Genomic DNA, 19,181 nt, shown 5'->3' on the forward strand with positions numbered 1-19,181 from the left:
TGTCACGCCAATGAACCCCGACGATCTGCTTGGGATCATGCGGGTTAAATTGAAAAATGAAAAGGGAACGTTGAATGTCCAGTGGAGCATTCCCAATCGGTCTGTCGGGCCATCGACCGTCATGGGTGAGGGAGGAAATATTGAAAAATTCGAGCTTTTTAGCGAAGAAGGTCAATATGAAGTGTATTTGTCCTTAAAACAATGATCGGCATTTCAGCGTGCTCTGACTTAGCCATTCCGGTATTTTGCAGCTGCATTTTTTTGCAGAAAATACGATAGTGGAGGGCCTTTGCGCTGTCAAATTTTTCGGCTGGTAAATGATCTCACAAGCGCCTCGAAAAACTCACGACTCACAGGCTCAAGGCTTATTCTTCTTCGCCGCAGATTTTAAGATTATTCGCCTTTGCAAAATCTATGATTGCTTGATAGACGTGAGGACTTGATTCTTTTAATCTGGGGTCAAGCAAAACACATTTATAGCCCTCATGGTTGACGCTGGGCTGTAACAGGGGAGAGTAATGGATGCGGCTGTTTTTAAAAGTAGCCAGAGTGCCGCTCATGCGTTCAGCCCAGTCACTTGGGCGGAAAGGCTTACCCTGATTGGTTACTCCTTCAATAACAATTTTTTTATCGCTTGATTTTGCCATGCTTATTAGATAATAAAACAGTATGTTTATTATAGCATCATCAATATGCTATCCATACCTTTGTCAATAAAAAAAGCGGAAGATCTGATTTTTGCTTTTGCGTTCATATTATTTTCATTGGGATGAAGTCTAACTGCGGGTATAATTTGGTTGGATTGTACTGCATTACAGTTGAGGATCTTATGGTTTCAAAGAAAGAAAGCCGCCCGGGCATATATCTGTTACCCAATCTTTTAACTACAGCGAGCTTGTTTGCTGCTTTTTATTCACTGGTTGCTTCCATGAAAGGCCAGTATGAAACAGCAGTGATTGCAATTTTTATCGGCATGCTCGCAGATGGGCTGGATGGCCGTATTGCGCGCCTCACTAATACGCAAACCGCATTTGGTGGAGAATATGATAGCCTTTCGGATATGGTCACGTTTGGGGTAGCCCCGGCGCTGCTTCTTTACGGCTGGGGCTTAAATTCGCTCGGTAAATTCGGGTGGCTTGTGGCATTTATCTATACTGCAGCGGTCGCTTTACGACTTGCTCGCTTTAATACGCAGGTCGAAACCGCTGACAAGCGTTATTTTCAGGGGCTTGCCTGCCCACCGGGGGCTGCTATCGTTGCGTCCTTTGTATGGATTTGCCACCAGCATCATTGGCAAAATTCATTGGTGATAGTAATTGCCGCAATGATAAGCATTGTTATTGCCATATTGATGGTCAGCAATGTTCGCTATTACAGCTTTAAAGAAGTTGATTTTAAAGGCAAGGTTCCCTTCATCTATATCTTAATAATCGTTTTTTTATTTGTTGCAATTGCCGCAAACCCATCAATTATTTTATTTGTCGCTTTTCTTATTTATGCCTTGTCAGGACCCTTGCAAACATTGATTGCATTGCATCGTGTGCGAAAACAGCGCCGGGGAGTGTCCAAAAAGAGAAATGAAAACAGTCAATAAAGAGAGGATGAGCCCAATCCTATTCTGGTTCACCAAAACGATTATTAATCAATTCGGTGAGGGCCTCATTCATTGCTTCCTCATCAGGCCCATCAATTTGCAAGGTTAACTCGCTCCCTTTGTTGGCAGCAAGCATCATGACTCCCATGATGCTTTTTCCGTTAACCGTTTGGGAATCTTTGGTGACATCAATATGGCTTTGGAATTTTGCAGCCGTTGAGACAAACTTTGCCGAAGCTCTGGCATGCAGACCTAATTTATTGATTATTTTGATTTTAGTTATGATCATGACTCTTACAATCTATCACCAACTTGCCGTAAGCGCAATATAGATATGAACTATGCTCAGGGCCTACGCATGAAAAAACTCTTGACTTCTACGTTCTGCGACTTGTTTGCGGAATCCAGTGATTCTGAATCAAATGCTGGATCCCGCAAACAAGTCGTGGGACGTAGAAATAGGAGTCAAGTTGACCTCACCTAATTCAAGTTTGATTTTCATGCGCAGACCCTGGAATTATGCTGGTTTCGTTTGATTTTTTGTGATTATTTTGACTTGATTGATCAGTATGAATTCAAAAAATGCACAGCCAATTTCACAATGGCGCCTGCTGGCAGGAACAACTACTCGGAAATCATCTCAGTTTCAATTAATTGCGTTGCGGTTTTTGAAGGCTTTACTAACAAGCGGAACAATTCCTCCTCGTCATTTGCAGCCCGGCAGGCATTTCGCAAAGAAGGCTTGCCAAATTCCTGGCAAATCCCATTTAACAAGGCTAAATGCTGTGTAGTATTTGTTTGCGGCACCACAAGACCAATAACCAAATCTATAGGTTGTTTATCTTCCGCACCAAAATCAATGGGTGTTTTTAATTTTAAAAAACAGGCTTGCGTCTCTTCTGCGGCTTGTGAGCGGATATGAGGGATGATAATGCCGTGGCCAATGGCTGTGCTGCCCAGGGTTTCACGCTTCCAAAAGGCATCAAACAACGATTCAATCGAAAGTTTTGGATTGTTTTGATGGATTAACTGACTAATCTTTAATAATACTGCAGTTTTACTTTGCGAAGCTTCATCAAGGCAGATATTCTTTCGATGGAAAAGGTTAAAAAACAACATAAGAAATTATGAACGGCACGATTTTATATAAAGCTTATTTTACATGAATTTAAACAGAATAAGTACCCTTTTACGGGTACTTACAGAGAAGGATTAGCTGTGCGCGCGATGGTTTTGGATTTTTTCCTTATGCTTGATGAGCTGGCGGTTTAATTTATCAACCAAAGTATCAATGGCGGCGTACATATCGGTTGATTCTGAACTGGCGTGTAATTCCCCTTTGGCAACGTGGATGGTTGCCTCTGCCTTTTGCCGTAATTTTTCCACATCAAAAATAACATTAATCGATGTTATTTTATCGAAATGCCTGGATAATCTATCAAACTTTTCCAGTGCAAATGACCGTAATGCCGGTGTAATTTCTAAACGATGGCCGGTAAAGTTAATATGCATCTTACATCTCCTTTTTTGGCTTACAACGAACGACTGATAGCTTTACGATCCTTGGAAGGGGCAATTCCCATTTCTTCACGATACTTGGCGATGGTGCGCCTTGCAACATGAATGCCTTGTTTTTCCATGATTCGGGCAATACTTGCATCACTCAACGGCTTTTGGGGATTTTCTTCACTGATGAGCTTTTTAATGAATGCCCTTATAGCGGTAGAAGAATATTCTTGACCCATCTTTGCGCTGATGTGGCTGGAAAAAAAATACTTCAGCTCGAATAAACCGCGCGGAGTTAAAATGAATTTTTGAGTTGTGACTCTGGAAATCGTGGATTCATGCATATTCAGGGCATGTGCAACCTGACTTAAAATCAAGGGCTTCATGGCTTTCTCGCCTTGATTAAGGAAATCCTTTTGATAGTTTACGATATATTGCGCAACTTTCAACAGGGTTTCTTGCCTGCTATGGATGCTTTTTAAAAACCACCGGGCTTCCTGAAGGCTGGACTTCAGAAACTGATTCTCACTGCTGGAGTTTGCCCGTTTTATTAAGGATGCATAGTAAGAATTGATACTGAGCTGGGGTAATATACTTTGATTCAAACTGACAGACCATTGATCGCCATTTTTTCTTACTGTTAAATCAGGGATCACATACTCGGGCTTTTCTGTATTGATTGCGCTTCCGGGTTTGGGATTCAGGGTGTGGATGAGGCGGAGTACCTGCTTGAGCTGAGGCTCGCTGATGTTATATTGTTTCATGAGGCTTGCATAATCCTTGCGGGCCAACAAGGATAAGTCCTTGCGAATCATTTTGGCAGCCAACTCTTTTTGTTGCCTGGAAGCTCTCAGTTGTTCAAGCTGAATCAGTAAGGTTTCTTGTAAATTGGCAGCAGCACATCCTACTGGATCAAAACGCTGAATGCGATGAATGACCGCTTCTATTTCCTTTTCTAACAACGGATGGCTGCTGCTTGATAAACTTGCATGAAGGTCTTTTAATGACAAGGTTAAAAAACCATCCGGATTAATTGCGTCGATCACAGCAGTGGCAATGACTTTGTCAATATCTGTTATGGGGGTGAGTTCCAGCTGCCAGCGCAGGTGATCCTGCAGCGTGGTCGAAGTGCAGTAGAGAGTATCAAAAATATAAGCATTCTCATTGTAAAGATTTTCTTTCTTTGGGCCTGAATAGAGTGTTGACCACTGAAACTCATCTTCGGTTTCAGTTGCAACATCAGGAAATGAATCTTCAAATTCTTCGCTTGGCGAGACTTCAAGCATGGGATTGGATTCGAGCTGCTGTTGAATTTCCTGCTGCAGGTCTAGGGTAGATAATTGTAACAAACGAATTGCTTGCTGAAGCTTGGGGGTCAAAGTGAGCTGCTGAGTTATTTTCATCTGCAGTGATGGTTTCATATAAATCAACTCCTCAAACTTTGCCTGCTCCTATTATTAGTTTAACCAATTCAGTCAGTTTATCCAGTTACTTTATATGCTATAGGCAGGGAAGAAGCGGGAAAATAACATTGAATCATGGACTTATCCGGATTTCAGGTGCAGCGGAGCCACATTAAATTATTTGATTGATGTTTTTCAGAGGATGCTAGAGTGGAAAGGAGCAAGAAACAATGACGGGATAAGCTGCAGCTTTTGAATCTGGGTCAAGGTGAATAAGCAGTTTACCCGGTAAGTTGAATCCGACATTCAGCCCTGTGTTTTTTAGCTAAAAAACGCTAACGCGGAATGTCGGTTAAAATAATTACTTGATCTTTTTCTCTTTAAACAGGACATGTTTGCGAGCGATTGGATCAAATTTACGCAGTTCCAGTTTGTCTGGATGATTCCTTGGGTTTTTGGTGGTTGTATAAAAATAACCCGTATCTGCGGTTGATTCCATTTTAACCTTGATGGTAACAGCGGCCATGGTAATTCCTCAATTAATTAAATTTTTTCGCCTTCGGCTCTGATTTTATCGAGCACAGCTTTAATGCCTAACTTATCGATGATACGCATGCCTTTTGTGCTAACACGCAGGGTTACGAAGCGGTTTTCTTCTTCCACCCAGAAACGATGGTATCTGATATTCGGTAGAAAACGTCGTTTTGTTTTCCTGTTTGCATGCGACACATTGTTGCCAGTGGTGGGTCGCTTGCCAGTAACTTGGCATACTCTTGACATGTTAATACTCCAAAAGGAACGTCTAATTTAATTCAATTCGCAAGCGAATTTTACAAAAGTGAACATAGGTGGCGTTTTATAACAAAAAATAGCAAATGATGCAATGAATTGCCTCTTTTTTTGTTTAGGGATGGTTCAAAAAATGAACCCTATGGTTCTGAAAATCAGAGAACAGGAAATTGCCGTAAACAATCAAATGGTTTAAATTTTGCACTAAACTGCCATGGTACTTGCACCAATCGATGGTATAATCAGCATTTTTTTTGTAATCAGATCGCAACCATGCAAAGAACCATCAAAAGCTATGTATTGCGTGCAGGACGAATCAGCAATCGCCAACAGCATGCGCTTCAATATTATTTGCCAGCTTATGAATTGAAAAAAGAGGCCGCTCCCTGGGATCTGTCATCAGTTTTTGGCCGTGATGCAGAAACTGTGATTGAAGTAGGATTTGGTATGGGCACTTCTTTGCTGGAGATGGCAAAAGCGCGGCCTGAGGTCAATTTTATTGGCATTGAGGTACACCTTGCCGGAATTGGCAGTCTGGCTGCCGGTATACAGGAATATGGCCTCGCAAATATACGGATTGCTGCCTTTGATGCCGTTGAACTTTTTAAAACCTGCATAGCGGATAATGCCTTGCTGGGGGTGCAGATTTTCTTTCCTGATCCCTGGCCTAAAAAAAAGCATCATAAAAGGCGTTTAATCCAGGGTGAGTTTGTAAAGCTTTTATCCCGAAAAATTAAATCCGGAGGTTTCATTCATTGCGCCACAGATTGGCAGGATTATGCCGAGCACATGCTGGCTGTACTTTCTGAGGAACCTGCCTTGCAGAATCAGGCGGGTAAAGGATATAGCCCAAGGCCTGCCACGCGCCCGGTCACAAAGTTTGAACAGCGCGGGAGCCGCTTGGGACATGGCGTGTGGGATTTAATTTTTATTCGCCGCAATGAGTTAGACAAGGCTTAGGCCGCGCCCAAATACAATCGCGAGGAAAACCGCATTCAAGCTTATCTCCTTGAAAACTAATATTGAATTCAAGGTAACCAATGTGTTCTGTCCTTCTGTATTTCACTTGCCTTAAGCTATGATACCCCATAAAATTCTATTTTTATGCACAATGGCTGGAGTATACATCGCATGGGGTGGAATGAACCGGATAAAGGCAAAGATCCATGGAGTGGAAAGAATCAACCGCCAGATCTTGATGAAGCTTTAAAACGCTTGCAGGAAAAATTAAAAAAAACATTTTGGGGCGGCTCGCAAAAAGATTCTGGTGGCAATGGCGGTGATAATGCCAGAGGCGGCGGAATTCTTGCTGTAATGATTTTGCTGGTAGCTTTCATTCTTTGGGCTTTATCAGGTATTTTTATCATAGGCCCTGCCGAGCAGGCGGTGATTTTGCGTTTTGGCAAGTATGTTGAAACCGTTGGCCCGGGACCGCACTGGATCCCCCGTTTAATTTCCAGCAAAGTGGTCATGAATGTGGATCGAGTGTCTGATTATTCCTATTCAGCGCAAATGCTCACCAAGGATGAAAATTTAGTTTCTGTGGCAGTGGTCGTTCAATACCATATTGGAGACCTTGAAGATTATTTATTCAAAGTTGCCGATCCCCAGGAAAGCCTGCAGCAGGCCACATCCAGTGCCTTAAGGCAGGTGATTGGCCAAACCACGCTCGATGAAATTATCACTGAAGGCAGGGAAGTCTGGGGCAGTAAGGTGCAGCAGAACCTGGTAGAAATTCTCGACAGTTACCAGACAGGCATTAAAATCGTTAACGTTTCTCCACAGCCTGCCCGCGCGCCTGAAAATGTGCAGGATGCCTTTGATGATGCAATTAAGGCACAGGAAGATGAAAAGCGTTTTAAAGAGCAGGCGCGCGCTTATGAAGCACGGGTTATTCCGATTGCAGAGGGAAATGCAAGGCGAATTATCGAGGAAGCCAAAGCGTATGCCGAGCAGACTGTTTTGCGCGCTAAAGGAGAAACAGCCGAATTTTTAAAACTCCTTCCTGAATTTATTCATTCGCCATTTGTGACAGGAGAGCGGATGTATCTTGATGCAATGGAGCAGGTTTTAAGCAGCAGCAGCAAGATTATTGTAGATGGCAAGGCAGGAAATATGCTGTATCTTCCCCTGGAAAAGCTGCTGGCCGTTTCGCCTCCGTTGCAAGCGGATAAGCAAGCGATGGTTTTAAGCGGAAGTATTGCGAAGACGCCTGAGACGGAGATTTTATATGAAGGCCGGCCTATCGTAAGACCAACAGAGCGTCTGGGGAGGAATGATTAATGAATGCGACTAAAACCATTTTGGCAGTCCTTGGCTTTTTCATTTTAATCTTGTTTCTGGCGTGTGTGTTTACGATCACACAGGGTGAGCATGGCATTCTCTTGCGTTTGGGGCGACTGGTGGTTGATTCCACCACCCAAAAAGTCAGGGTATTATCCCCGGGATTGCATTTTAAACTCCCTTTCATTGAGACAGCACGCATTTTCGATACCCGGATTCAAACTCTGGACATCAAGTCATCACGAATAGTGACGAAGGAAAAGAAAGACGTCATTGTCGATTACTATGTGAAATGGCGCATTGAGGATTTGGCGCAGTATTTCAAATCAACCGGAGGCAATCAGCTGAAGGCCGAAACCCTCTTGGAACAACAACTCAATACTTCCTTGCGGGCACAGTTTGGTAAAAGAACCATTCCTGATGTAGTCTCTGGGGGCCGTGGGGATGTGATGGATGTATTGCAGCAACGAGCTGAGGAGCAGGCAAGGGAGCTTGGCATCCATGTGGTCGATGTGCGGATTAAAGGTATAGAATTGCCGCCGAGCACCACCAATGCAATTTACCAGCGGATGCGTGCGGATATGCAGAAAATTGCCAACCGCCACCGCGCCGATGGCCAGGCTGCCGCTGAAGCAATTCAGGCTGCCGCTGATGCCAAAGTGACGGTTTTGCTCGCTAAAGCCCGCAGCGAGGGTCAGATAATTCGTGCAGAAGGACAGGCGCAAGCCGCGACAATATATGCAGAAGCCTATGGCAAAAATAAGGATTTTTTCAGTTTATACCGCAGCTTGCGTGCTTATATAAACAGTTTTAACAGTAAACAGGATATTCTGGTACTGGATCAAAGCAGCGCATTTTTTGATTATTTCAAAAGCGGTATGGCAAAAAGCAATGGCGTTGTTCCCAGGAATTAATTATAATTATCATTTTTTTGGTCAATAAAAGGGTTAAGTCTACTTAACCCTTTTTTGTTGGAGATAAAGTTGTGTTAATCAATTTTCTTTCGGCACTGGCTTTGGTTTTTGTATTTGAAGGCATTATGCCTTTTGCGTTCCCTGAGAAATGGAAAAAATTCTTATTGGGAATCACCTTGCAAGATGAAAAAATTTTACGCATCACCGGATTCTTCAGTATGCTTGCCGGTGTGATTTTGCTGACCATAGTTCACCAGTTTGCGGAGTAAAGGCGTATCATGGGAAAAAATGTTGTTGTTGTAGGCACCCAGTGGGGTGATGAGGGCAAGGGTAAAATTGTTGATTTGCTGACATTAGACGCCAAGGCGGTTGTTCGTTACCAGGGTGGACATAATGCAGGCCATACGTTAAAGATTAATGGCGAAAAAACGGTTCTTCGCCTGATTCCCTCAGGCATTTTACGCCCTCATGTGCAATGCTATATCGGGAACGGAGTGGTCTTGTCCCCAAAAGCATTACTCGATGAAATTCAGGAGCTTGAGGCGAAAGGAGTTGATGTTCGTCCTCGGTTGCATATCAGCAAAGCCTGCCCACTGATTCTGCCAAGCCATGTGGCTTTGGATCATGCCCGTGAAAGCCGTAAGGGGAATGCGGCCATTGGTACTACCGGTCGCGGCATCGGGCCTGCTTACGAGGATAAAATTGCAAGAAGAGCGCTTAAAGTTGGCGATTTGCAATACCCTAAGCGGTTAAAGCTCAAGCTTGAGGAATTGCTTGAGTATCATAACTTTATTTTAACTCATTATTACCAGCAAAAAGCGGTGGATCAAAATGAACTATTCAGTGAGCTCTCAGCCTGGGGAGAGGAAATCATCCCCATGATGAGTGATGTCACAAGCGCGCTTCATCAACACCGCAAACATGGGGAGGCCATTTTGTTTGAAGGGGCACAGGGAGTTTATCTTGATATTGATCACGGCACCTATCCCTTTGTGACCTCCTCTAACACCTGTGTCGGTTCCGTTGTCAATGGATCAGGTTTTGGCCCGCGTTATCTTGATTATATTCTGGGAATAACCAAAGCCTACACAACCCGCGTTGGCGGTGGCCCGTTTCCTACTGAATTATTTGATGAGACGGGTAAAAGACTCGCTGAGCGTGGGAATGAGTTTGGCGCAGTCACAGGCAGGCCAAGACGCTGCGGCTGGTTTGACGCTGTTTTGCTACGCCGTTCAATCGAGCTGAACAGCATATCCGGCTTATGCCTGACTAAACTGGATGTGCTCGATGGTCTGGATACAATCCGCATTGCTGTCGCTTATCGCGACAGCAATGGCAATATCCTGGGTTATCCGCCGCAGTCTGCGGAAGAATTTGTCGATTTAGAACCGATGTATGAGGATTTGCCCGGATGGAATGAGTCGACAGCGGATGTTACTTCCCTTGCCGAGCTTCCAGCCAATGCCCTGGCATACATCAAACGCCTTGAAGAGTTATTAGGCGTACCGGTGGATATTCTTTCTACAGGGCCGGAGCGTGATTCTACGATCATCATCCACGATCCTTTTAAGGACTAAGGAATTTTGCGGATAAATTTCAAGGAGTGCAGCCCGTATTAATTACGGGCGTGCAGTTTTTTTATTGGTCAATCAATTTGTTTGTTCAATGATCCCGCAAGCAATGCGCTCTCCGCCGCCGCCTAATTTTGGCGTATCGCTGTAGGTATCTCCGCCTTCATGAATAATAACAGCGTGCCCCGGCAAATCACTGGTTTTGAGACGAGGCGCCAGAGTGGGAATATTGGCACCGCCCTCTTTGGTAACGTACAGCACAGGGAGATCTCCCAAATGCCCATCTCCGTAGGGTCCTTGATGGGTATTGGTTTTTTGGGGATCAAAATGCCCGCCAGCATCATGCCCTTCCTCACCGCAGTTGGGATGTTCATGGATATGGAAGCCGTGCAATCCTCCCGGCAAACCAACCAGATTGGGCTTGATGAGCAAACCATATTGGGAATCAGTAAATGTGACTTGCCCCAGAGGCTTCTTGCCTCCTGTCGTATACATGGTTACTGTCAATTCTGCGGCATAACATATATTGCCTCCTAAAATTATTCCAATAAGACTTCCTGACCATTTGCCAAGCATTATTCTTACTCCTTTCATTGATATGGTATGCCTTTGCTAGCATAGCAGATTATCTTTTAGCGGGTGAAGCTATTACAACACTCGTTTAGTTTTATCGAGTTAAAAAATACCATGGCGGGAAAGCGTCAGCAGTAATATAGCCTTTAACTGCGTGAAAGTCGCGAGGATACAGAGGCTTTGGAATGGCTGTGGGTGCGAAAAAATTGCCCAATTGCGGTCAGGGGAAACATACCGACCAGCCCGCCAAGACTAACCAAAACACATGCGATAAGCAATTCCAGGGAAGGCTTGGCAAGGCCAAATAAGATTAAAAAACCAATGGACAGGATTGGATTACCATAAGATAAGATGGTAAGTAATTTAAAATCGCCGCATTTAACACCAAAGTCCCAGAAAAAATAAGCAAGGCACTGGGTTGTAGCCCCCATAATCAAGAGAATAAGCCACTGCCCGTATTGGGGCATGACAGCTGTTTCCAAATGAAGATGCAGAAATAAAGAGCACAAAGCGCCTAATCCACAGTAAACCCCGATAGTTTCTACGGGTGATTTGCCATAATGCCGTGCCATTAATGTATAAAGAGACCAGACTAATGCATCAAGAAAAGCAAGGGTGTAGCCCAATAAATATTGTGCGTCAAACCCCTCATTATTCTGACTGATTAAAATATAAATGCCAAAGAATCCGAGCGATGCAGCCAGCAAATGGCGGAAACTCAGCTTTTCATTGGGGAGCAGTCCTGTTAACAAAATGACCATGATCGGCCAGAGATAATTAATCAAATCCGCATGGGCTGCAGGTGCATGTTTGAAGGCTGCGATGTATAACAAATCATTACCGTAAATCCCAAGGAAGCCAACAATCCATAAAAACCAGGGTTGCTGCAAGTGAGACCATTGTCTGTGATAGGTTAATTTTGAAGCAGACAAAATAAAGCTCACCCCGAACACAATGGTGAGTGATTCAAAAACTGGAAGCGACTTGATATGAACAACAAAAGGTGCGGCAAGAGCCCAAAAAATGAGAGCACTATAACCAATGACCGTCGGGTATTTTTTAAGTGGCATTATACCGAATGATTACTAGGTTCAAAAAACATGGTAACAATCCTGAAGTTGAATAGCAAAAAAACTTCAGGGACGTTGTCTGGATCAATTGAGGAGGAAATATCTGAAGAGAATCATGTTGATGAAATTATGGTAAAAAAATATGATTCCTCTGGTAATCCGCGCGAGTATAAGTTTTTTGCAAATGGTATAAATTCAGGCAATATGAAAAAATATTGAAATTATTATTTGATGAAATGCTTTTAATTATGCGATAAATATGATTTTTTAAAATGGATGCTGCCCATGGAGTTAAGTGTTGAGAACACCGCTTTTCGTTCGCTGTTTCAGCCTCTGGATTTAGGATACACCCAAATCAAAAACCGTCTTCTGATGGGGTCTATGCATACGGGCCTTGAAGAGGACAAGAACAGTTTGGAACGCTTGGCGATGTTTTATCGGGAACGCGCGTTGGGGGGGGCCGGGCTGATTGTAACTGGAGGCTTTGCGCCCAATCGCGCAGGGCGCCTTGCTCCTTTTGCTGCCAAGCTGACTTCTCTAAAAGAACAGCGCCGTCATGAGCTTGTTACCCGGACTGTCCATGAAGCGGGCGGCAAAATTGCACTACAGATTCTCCATGCCGGCCGCTATGGCTATCATCCGTTTGTGGTCGCGCCAAGCGCCATTAAATCTCCAATCAGCCCATTTAAACCCTGGAGCATGAGCCAATCGAGAATTATAAAAACCATCAAACATTTTGCCCGCTGTGCATGCCATGCCAAGGCAGCAGGTTATGATGGGGTAGAAATCATGGGCAGCGAAGGATATTTAATCAATCAGTTTATTGTGACTCATACCAACCAGCGTCACGATGAATGGGGAGGCTCGTTTACAAACCGTATCCGCTTTCCTGTTGAGGTGGTTAAGGCTGTACGGGAAGCGGTTGGGGATGATTTTATAATCATTTATCGTCTTTCCATGCTGGACCTGATTGGTGCGGGGAGTTCATGGGAAGAAGTTGTAACGCTGGCCAAAGCGGTAGAAGAAGCCGGGGCCAGTTTAATTAACACGGGTATCGGCTGGCATGAGGCCCGCGTACCAACCATTGCAAGCATGGTTCCTCCTGCTGCATTCACAGAAGTAACCAGGCGCTTGAAGCCCGAGGTATCCGTACCGCTTATTACCTCAAACCGTATTAATACTCCTGAACTGGCCAATCAAGTCATCGAGTCTGGCGCAGCAGATATGGTTTCAATGGCCAGGCCTTTCCTTGCCGATGCTTTGTTTGCTGAAAAAGCAAAACGGGGTGAAAGCGGTTCCATCAATGTCTGTATTGCCTGTAATCAGGCGTGCCTTGATCGCGTATTCGTGAATCAAACGGCATCTTGCCTCGTTAATCCACGTGCCTGCAATGAAACGCAATTGGTTTATGAAGTTGCTCGCCACGCCAAAAACATTGCCATAGTTGGCGCAGGACCTGCAGGACTTGCATTTGCCGCAGTCGCAGCTGAACGCGGGCATCATGTGACGCTCTTTGAGAAAAGTGATGCGCCAGGCGGGCAGTTTAACCTCGCAAAAGTCATTCCCGGTAAGGAAGAATACAGCAAAACCATTGATTATTTCACTTATCAGTTACAAAAATACAAGGTTGATATCCGCCTTAATACGGAAGCAGTCGAGGCGATGCTTTACGATTATGATGAAATCGTACTGGCTACGGGGGTTTTTCCGAGAGTTCCAGATATTTCGGGTATTACTCATGAGAAAGTCATGACTTACCATGACGTATTGGAAGGCACTAAAATTCCCGGCAGGCGCGTTGCCATTATTGGTGCCGGCGGTATAGGCTTCGATGTCGCTGAATGGCTAACCCATAAGAATAAAAATCCTCAGCAGTTTTATGATGAATGGGGCATTGATATCCAGCTTTCTCACCGCGGTGGCTTGAGAAAGCCTGTAATTTCTCCCAGCCCGCGTGAGGTTTTTTTATTGCAGCGCAAGAAAGAAAAACCGGGCATGCGGCTTGGCAAAACAACAGGCTGGATTCATCGACTGAGCCTGAAGCATAAAGATGTGCATATGATGTCGGGCGTTACCTATCAACGAATTGACGATGAGGGACTCCACCTGTTGGTCAATGACAAACAGGAATTACTGAGGGTTGATTCTGTTATCATTTGCGCAGGGCAGATTGAGCAGCAATCTCTCTTTGAGCCCTTAAAAAGGGCAGGTAAATCTGTGCATCTGGTAGGAGGCGCTTATAAGGCATTGGAATTAGATGCAAGACATGCCATTGAGCAGGCTTGCCGATTGGCGGCTTTGATCTGATAAATCAACCATTGAAAATAATAATCGAGGATTAGGTCATAACAGGTTGATTAAAGTATGTCCTGCTAAAGTGTCTAAAATATGTCATCCGCAGGCGGAAATCTATTCGGCAAGCGGCGTGATGGGCTATCGTTGGAAATAGATTTCCGGATGCGCGTCAGTGACACAAATAAGGCATGATATGGCCAGGATAAAATTGAAACGTCTCTACCCAACGATAAAAGACAAAATTAATTTAATGGAGTAGTACAGAGATAAAAACTAAAAAAACAGTGCATTTTGACGTGATTTTTGCTATGATAGTGATCAAATTTTGTATTACTTAACCTGTTTTATTGCATGTAATCCATTCAAACAAGTCAAGTTATCAATTCTTTTGCGTTAATTGCAGATGTATTTCTCCAGGAACCTTATGAATCAAGAAACAAACTCGTTCGCCTCTTTGGGCTTGTCTCAGGCATTATTGAAAGCGTTAGAAGACCTACAGTATATCAATCCGTCGCCTATTCAGCAGCAGACGATACCATGGCTTTTGCAAGGGAAAGATTTAATTGGTCAGGCGCAAACCGGTACGGGCAAAACCGCGGCATTCGCTCTGCCTGTATTGCAAATGCTAGCGCCCCAGCAGCCTGATACACAAGCATTGGTTTTAGCGCCAACGCGGGAGCTCGCAATTCAGGTGGCGGAGCAGTTCGAGCGTTTGAGCGCCTATCAAAACGGTACTCGAATTGCTGTATTATGCGGCGGGCAGGAATATCGTCCACAATTAAAAAAACTGAAGGAAGGAGCACAGATTGTTGTCGGCACTCCTGGCCGTATCCTTGACCATTTGGAACGGGGCAGCCTCAGTTTGGCCAACTTAAAAACATTTATACTGGATGAAGCTGATGAAATGTTGAGGATGGGTTTTATTGAGGATGTTGAAACCATTCTCGCAAAATTACCCGCCGCAAAACAGATGGCTTTATTTTCCGCGACGATGCCTTCTCGTATTCGGCAAATTGCCAATCAGTATCTCAAAAATCCTGTTTCTATAGAAATCCGTATGGAAACCGCGACCGTAAAAAGCATCGAGCAGCGTTTTTTATTTGCGCAGCAGGCGCAAAAGCCAGAGGCATTGCTGCGCGTTCTTGCTGTTGAGGCATATCAGAGCGTCATTGTATTCGTGCGAACCAAAACGAGCGCTGATATAGTTGCAGAATTGCTGCAACAATATGGGCATCGAGCTATGGCCATTCATGGCGATTTAACTCAGGCTTTGCGTGAGCGGATCATCAGCCAGTTTAAACAGGGCACAATTGATGTACTGGTAGCCACTGATGTTGCGGCAAGAGGGCTGGATGTCGACCGGGTAACCCATGTGATTAATTACGATATCGCCCAGGACTGTGAAACCTATGTGCATCGGATTGGCCGCACCGGGCGCGCAGGCCGAAGTGGTGTTGCCGTTTTATTTGTGACGCCGAAAGAAGGCAGGTTGCTGAATTTGATTGAACGGCATACCCGCCAGCGCATTCAAAAAATTGCCATGCCCAGCGATCAGGCTATTCACGCCGCAAGAAAAGAGCGATTTCTCAGTGAAATCAGCGCGCGTTTGCAGCATGAAAATAAGCCTGCTTATCAAAAGATGCTTGAGGAATACCTAAAAGACAATCCACACGTTTCAGCCCTTGAAGTTGCGGCGGCCTTGGCACTGCAATTGAATCAGGATAAATCCTTCTATTCCCAGCTCGCTTTTTCCGCGTCTCCCGAACCTGTAACAGAAGGCCATAAAAAAAAGCGCGGGAAACATGAGTTTAAAAAAGAAAAAGAGCCCAAGGCCAGTCATGCGGATTATCCCCGGGAATTATACCAGCTTGATGTTGGGCGAGTTCATGGCGTGAAAGCTGGTAATATTGTTGGCGCAATAGCCAACGAGACAGGATTGCAAAGCCGTTATATTACCGAATTGAAAATTCACGATCATTACTCAACAGTATGCCTGCCTTCCGGCATGCCCAAAGACATTATGCGTGAATTGAATAAGGCCTGGGTATGCGGCCGGCAATTAAACCTGACTTCCCTTGGCGTTTGACGCGAGAGGACTTGTTTTTTTTCCATCATCTATTTAGTCTTATGCCACAGCAAATAATGATGGAAAAAAATGACTGCTGGCAAAAGTCCAAAATTCGTTTTAAAAACTGGCTCCCACCTATGGAATGTGACAAGTTTTACAATCAAAAACCTCGGTATTTCACGGGAATATGAGATTCATTTAATCATCCAGGACGAAGACGTGCCAAGGCTTATAAACCAGCCTGCCTCGTTGCATGTGGATGCGCATATCTTCCATGGATTTATTGTCTCGCAACAAGTTTCCCATTCCGAACAAATTGTTAGGACAAGTATTCAGCTTGTATCTCCGCTCAAGTATTACTTGAGTCACAGCCATACTCAAATTTTTAAAGAACAGCACCTGCCGTCCATAATCCGTAAATTATTGGTGAATGCCGGCTTAACGGAAGGAGCGCAGTTTGAATTGCGCCTGAAATCCGAAGCGAAGGATTGGTGGTTTTATCAGGACAATGAATCAACCTTATTGTTTTTAAGGCGTATTTTAGCTGCTCATTGTCTTTATTACAGCTATCAGCAAACTGAGGATCATGCGCGTTGTATTATTGCCGATTCGTTAGAAACGTTGCTTCCTGCCGGGTTAATCGCCTTAAAACTGCAGCCTCATTCAGGCTTTGCCCGCCAGGAGGGAATATCGGTTCTGACTTTTAAACAACATCTTTGTACCGGCACAGTAACCAGGAGAAATTTTGCAGCACAATCAGCAAACTATACAACAAAAGAGGCATCCTCAGCATGTAAGCCTGCTCTGGGAAAATATGAAACCAATGGCTATTCGCCTTCTCAGGGCGCGATTGTAAAACAGGCAATGCTTGATGAAGCGGCAAGGCAAGTAACCCTGCAAATATCAGGCATGCCGCTCTTGCCGGGTCATGAGGTGAATGTAGAATCTGATGAATTCAATGGAAGAGTCCGAGTCTGCGCTTTAGAGATTAGAGGTTTTCAGGAGAAAGTCAAAGGTGTGCAGAAAATAGAGGAACATCTGAGTTTCCATGAGGAAAGATTGCATACAAAAGCTGTGCTGTCTCCTTTTTTTTCAGGCCTTGCGCCGATATCAAATCAGATTGAATCAGTAAAAACAAAATTTGATACAGCACAAATCGAGCATCGGCCGGGAATATATCCTGATATTTCAGAGACGGGTAGTTATCATATCCGCCTGCATCAGGACATAATGGCCCATGGCGACGGTAAGCGATTGCGCAATGAAAAAACCAAAGCCTCGCCATGGGTGCGTGCAGCTTCATATTTTGCCGGTAACCATTATGGATTTAATTTTCCCTTATATGATGAAAGTGAAGCGCTTATCGCTTATGAAAATGGAAATATGCAGAGTCCTGTCCTTATTGGCGCTCTGTCAAACTCAGATTGCCCTTCTGTTGTGACTTCGGCAAATCCTGATGAGAAAATGATTGCCACAAGGGCAGGCAACCAGCTTAAATGGCTTGAAAGCGGGCAGGAAAATTCAGTTGAACTGAGCAGCAAGCTGCAAAAGAATCGACTGTCTATAAAAGAACAGGGAGGAAGCAAGGAGATAACCCTTGAATCCCAAGAGGGATCGCTAAGCCTGTATACCGCCAATGTATTGAACATAAATACCAGCCAAAATTATCAAAAATATGCCAAGAATATGCTGCGCTTATGGGGCAGGGGCGATTTAAATGGGTCATCGACAAATATTGTATTTAAAGCCCAGGAATCCTTAAGTCTCTCTTCTGATCAAGATGCTTCTTTTCATGCGCCGACGCAATCCTTGCAAGCTCAGAAAAAAATTAAGAGTAAAAGCGTTGGCTCGACCGTTTTAAAAGCAGGACAAAACCTTCGTTTTTCCTGTAGCCGCGGCAACCAGAGCTTGCAGGCGCATCAGGGAAATATTTTTATAGCGGCGGACACTTCTTTAACAATAAAAACCGGCAATGCCTCTCTCCTTGTTACATCAAATTCCATGCGGTTACATACTGGCGGGAACCTCATGATTCATGCCCTGGCTACATCGGGCCTTGAGCCTTTTGAAACTTGATTTGTTTTAAAATAATATCATTATCTTCCAATGGCTCGGGTTCACGTTTATAATTTTTCTTTAAACTATTTTAAGGATAAGCATGAAAATTTTCAGTGCTTTAGCCGGTCTTTTTTTCTCCGGGTGTGTTATTGCAACGCCATTAAATAATCTTGTCGTTTTTGGAGATAGTCTTTCTGATAACGGTAACCTTTATGAATATATGAAACGGCAATTGCCTGTTTCTCCTCCCTATTACTCTGGGCGGTTCAGCAATGGGCCTGTTTGGATTGAACTGGTGGCCAAGAATTATTATCCCAATGATACAGGCAGCCATTTACAGGATTATGCATTTGGCGGAGCCGGTGTTCTTGGCGAAGGAGAAGATTCTGACGATTCCTTGTTTACCCTGCAAAGCGAAATTGAAAGCTACCTGCTTGCCCATCAAGACAAGGCAGATGAGCAGAGCTTATTTGTGGTATGGATAGGAGCCAATAATTATCTGGCTATCCCAGACGATTGGGAGGCAGCGATCAAACGCGTCAACTCTGGCATAAAATCCAGCCTGGCCAAGCTTGCCAATAAAGGGGCAAAGCATATTCTCGTTGTAAACCTTCCTGATTTGGGGCGCACGCCGATTGCGCGGGATTTCGAGGCAATTGAAGTCCTGACTGCTTATTCAAAGCGGCATAATGCGGTTTTAGCACAAGAAATCGAGCATTTACAAAGCCTCTACCCTGATGTCCAATGGGTTTATCTTGATGTAGATAAAATCCTTGGCGACGTTTTCACCGAGCCGGAAAAATATGGGTTTACCAACATTACAGATACCTGCTATGAGGCGCTTATGGATGAACCTTCTGGCCAGGAAACCATACTGCGCATGGTTTCTCGGGTGAAGCCAAAAATTGAAGCCGATGCTTGCACCGGTTATCTCTTTTTTGATCCAGTCCATCCTACCGCACCGGCTCATCAGATCATGGCAGAAAAAGCAAAAGAAATTCTTGCCCGCGCCGGAATTGAGTTTAAATAGATAGATTGAATTTTTTTGTAAATGTTC

20 protein-coding genes are annotated in these 19,181 nt (G+C 44.3%); 11 read left to right on the plus strand and 9 right to left on the minus strand.

All coding sequences use genetic code 11. The annotated features are described in order from the left end of the window. On the plus strand, positions 1–205 hold a 205-nt coding region (locus Llon_RS00300; RefSeq protein WP_162261935.1), incomplete at its 5' end, for a hypothetical protein. 160 nt (positions 206–365) lie between these two features. Here the strand turns inward: Llon_RS00300 and Llon_RS00305 are convergent. After that, positions 366–647: a DUF3579 domain-containing protein gene (locus Llon_RS00305; protein ID WP_058528081.1), complete on the minus strand. Its 282-nt coding sequence runs from the start codon at positions 645–647 to the stop codon at positions 366–368. 182 nt (positions 648–829) lie between these two features. On the opposite strand from Llon_RS00305, the gene pssA reads away from it, so the two are divergent. After that, complete coding sequence (gene pssA / locus Llon_RS00310) at positions 830–1,594, plus strand: CDP-diacylglycerol--serine O-phosphatidyltransferase (RefSeq protein WP_058528082.1); 765 nt, start codon at positions 830–832, stop codon at positions 1,592–1,594. A 19-nt stretch (positions 1,595–1,613) separates the two neighbouring features. Here pssA and Llon_RS00315 read toward each other — a convergent pair whose 3' ends face one another. From Llon_RS00315 to rpmB, 6 genes are all read right to left on the minus strand, one after another. After that, on the minus strand, positions 1,614–1,883 hold the full coding sequence (locus Llon_RS00315; protein ID WP_058528083.1) for an HPr family phosphocarrier protein: 270 nt from the start codon (positions 1,881–1,883) through the stop codon (positions 1,614–1,616). 335 nt (positions 1,884–2,218) lie between these two features. Then, on the minus strand, positions 2,219–2,713 hold the full coding sequence (locus Llon_RS00320; RefSeq protein ID WP_058528084.1) for a PTS sugar transporter subunit IIA: 495 nt from the start codon (positions 2,711–2,713) through the stop codon (positions 2,219–2,221). A 93-nt stretch (positions 2,714–2,806) separates the two neighbouring features. Then, positions 2,807–3,106 carry a ribosome hibernation-promoting factor, HPF/YfiA family gene (hpf, locus tag Llon_RS00325; RefSeq protein ID WP_058528085.1) on the minus strand — a complete coding sequence of 100 codons (300 nt, stop codon included), beginning with the start codon at positions 3,104–3,106 and terminating at the stop codon, positions 2,807–2,809. A gap of 20 nt (positions 3,107–3,126) precedes the next feature. Further along, the gene (locus Llon_RS00330; RefSeq protein ID WP_058528086.1) at positions 3,127–4,521 is read right to left on the minus strand and encodes an RNA polymerase factor sigma-54; all 1,395 of its coding nucleotides are present in this window, start codon (positions 4,519–4,521) and stop codon (positions 3,127–3,129) included. A 343-nt stretch (positions 4,522–4,864) separates the two neighbouring features. Beyond that, positions 4,865–5,029, minus strand: a complete 165-nt coding sequence (gene rpmG / locus Llon_RS00335; RefSeq protein ID WP_058528087.1) for a 50S ribosomal protein L33 — start codon at positions 5,027–5,029, stop codon at positions 4,865–4,867. 17 nt (positions 5,030–5,046) lie between these two features. Continuing rightward, positions 5,047–5,283, minus strand: a complete 237-nt coding sequence (gene rpmB / locus Llon_RS00340; protein WP_058528088.1) for a 50S ribosomal protein L28 — start codon at positions 5,281–5,283, stop codon at positions 5,047–5,049. Between the two features lie 282 nt (positions 5,284–5,565). Between rpmB and trmB the strand changes: the two genes are divergently transcribed. The 5 genes from trmB to Llon_RS00365 all read left to right on the plus strand — a co-directional run bounded on the left by trmB (position 5,566) and on the right by Llon_RS00365 (position 10,066). After that, positions 5,566–6,252: a tRNA (guanosine(46)-N7)-methyltransferase TrmB gene (trmB, locus tag Llon_RS00345; protein ID WP_058528251.1), complete on the plus strand. Its 687-nt coding sequence runs from the start codon at positions 5,566–5,568 to the stop codon at positions 6,250–6,252. A 171-nt stretch (positions 6,253–6,423) separates the two neighbouring features. Next, positions 6,424–7,575, plus strand: coding sequence for an FtsH protease activity modulator HflK (gene hflK / locus Llon_RS00350; RefSeq protein WP_058528089.1), 1,152 nt, complete (start codon positions 6,424–6,426; stop codon positions 7,573–7,575). Further along, positions 7,575–8,489: a protease modulator HflC gene (gene hflC, locus Llon_RS00355; protein ID WP_058528090.1), complete on the plus strand. Its 915-nt coding sequence runs from the start codon at positions 7,575–7,577 to the stop codon at positions 8,487–8,489. The genes hflK and hflC overlap by 1 nt, the downstream gene beginning before the upstream one ends. A 71-nt stretch (positions 8,490–8,560) precedes the next feature. Beyond that, positions 8,561–8,758 carry a DUF2065 domain-containing protein gene (locus tag Llon_RS00360; RefSeq protein ID WP_058528091.1) on the plus strand — a complete coding sequence of 66 codons (198 nt, stop codon included), beginning with the start codon at positions 8,561–8,563 and terminating at the stop codon, positions 8,756–8,758. A gap of 9 nt (positions 8,759–8,767) precedes the next feature. After that, positions 8,768–10,066, plus strand: coding sequence for an adenylosuccinate synthase (locus tag Llon_RS00365; RefSeq protein ID WP_058528092.1), 1,299 nt, complete (start codon positions 8,768–8,770; stop codon positions 10,064–10,066). A gap of 72 nt (positions 10,067–10,138) precedes the next feature. Here the strand turns inward: Llon_RS00365 and Llon_RS00370 are convergent, their stop codons facing one another. Both Llon_RS00370 and Llon_RS00375 read right to left on the minus strand, forming a co-directional pair. Next, complete coding sequence (locus Llon_RS00370) at positions 10,139–10,636, minus strand: superoxide dismutase family protein (RefSeq protein ID WP_058528093.1); 498 nt, start codon at positions 10,634–10,636, stop codon at positions 10,139–10,141. Between the two features lie 143 nt (positions 10,637–10,779). Next, positions 10,780–11,703 (minus strand): DMT family transporter, encoded by a 924-nt coding sequence (locus tag Llon_RS00375; RefSeq protein WP_058528094.1) that lies wholly within the window; start codon positions 11,701–11,703, stop codon positions 10,780–10,782. 285 nt (positions 11,704–11,988) lie between these two features. Between Llon_RS00375 and Llon_RS00385 the strand changes: the two genes are divergently transcribed. The 4 genes from Llon_RS00385 (at position 11,989) to plaA (ending at position 19,154) form a co-directional block, all read left to right on the plus strand. Next, entirely contained in the window at positions 11,989–14,010 is a 2,022-nt protein-coding gene (locus tag Llon_RS00385) for an NADPH-dependent 2,4-dienoyl-CoA reductase (RefSeq protein ID WP_058528096.1), read from the plus strand. Between the two features lie 412 nt (positions 14,011–14,422). Beyond that, complete coding sequence (locus Llon_RS00390) at positions 14,423–16,084, plus strand: DEAD/DEAH box helicase (RefSeq protein WP_058528097.1); 1,662 nt, start codon at positions 14,423–14,425, stop codon at positions 16,082–16,084. A gap of 126 nt (positions 16,085–16,210) precedes the next feature. After that, a complete protein-coding gene (locus tag Llon_RS00395; RefSeq protein WP_160149087.1) occupies positions 16,211–18,142 on the plus strand; it encodes a contractile injection system protein, VgrG/Pvc8 family in 1,932 nt (643 codons plus the stop codon). Positions 18,143–18,224: 82 nt separating this feature from the next. Then, complete coding sequence (gene plaA / locus Llon_RS00400; protein ID WP_058528099.1) at positions 18,225–19,154, plus strand: GDSL family lysophospholipase PlaA; 930 nt, start codon at positions 18,225–18,227, stop codon at positions 19,152–19,154. Positions 19,155–19,181: the final 27 nt, after the last annotated feature.

Source organism: Legionella londiniensis (assembly GCF_001467825.1).
Taxonomy (GTDB): Bacteria; Pseudomonadota; Gammaproteobacteria; order Legionellales; family Legionellaceae; genus Legionella_A; species Legionella_A londiniensis.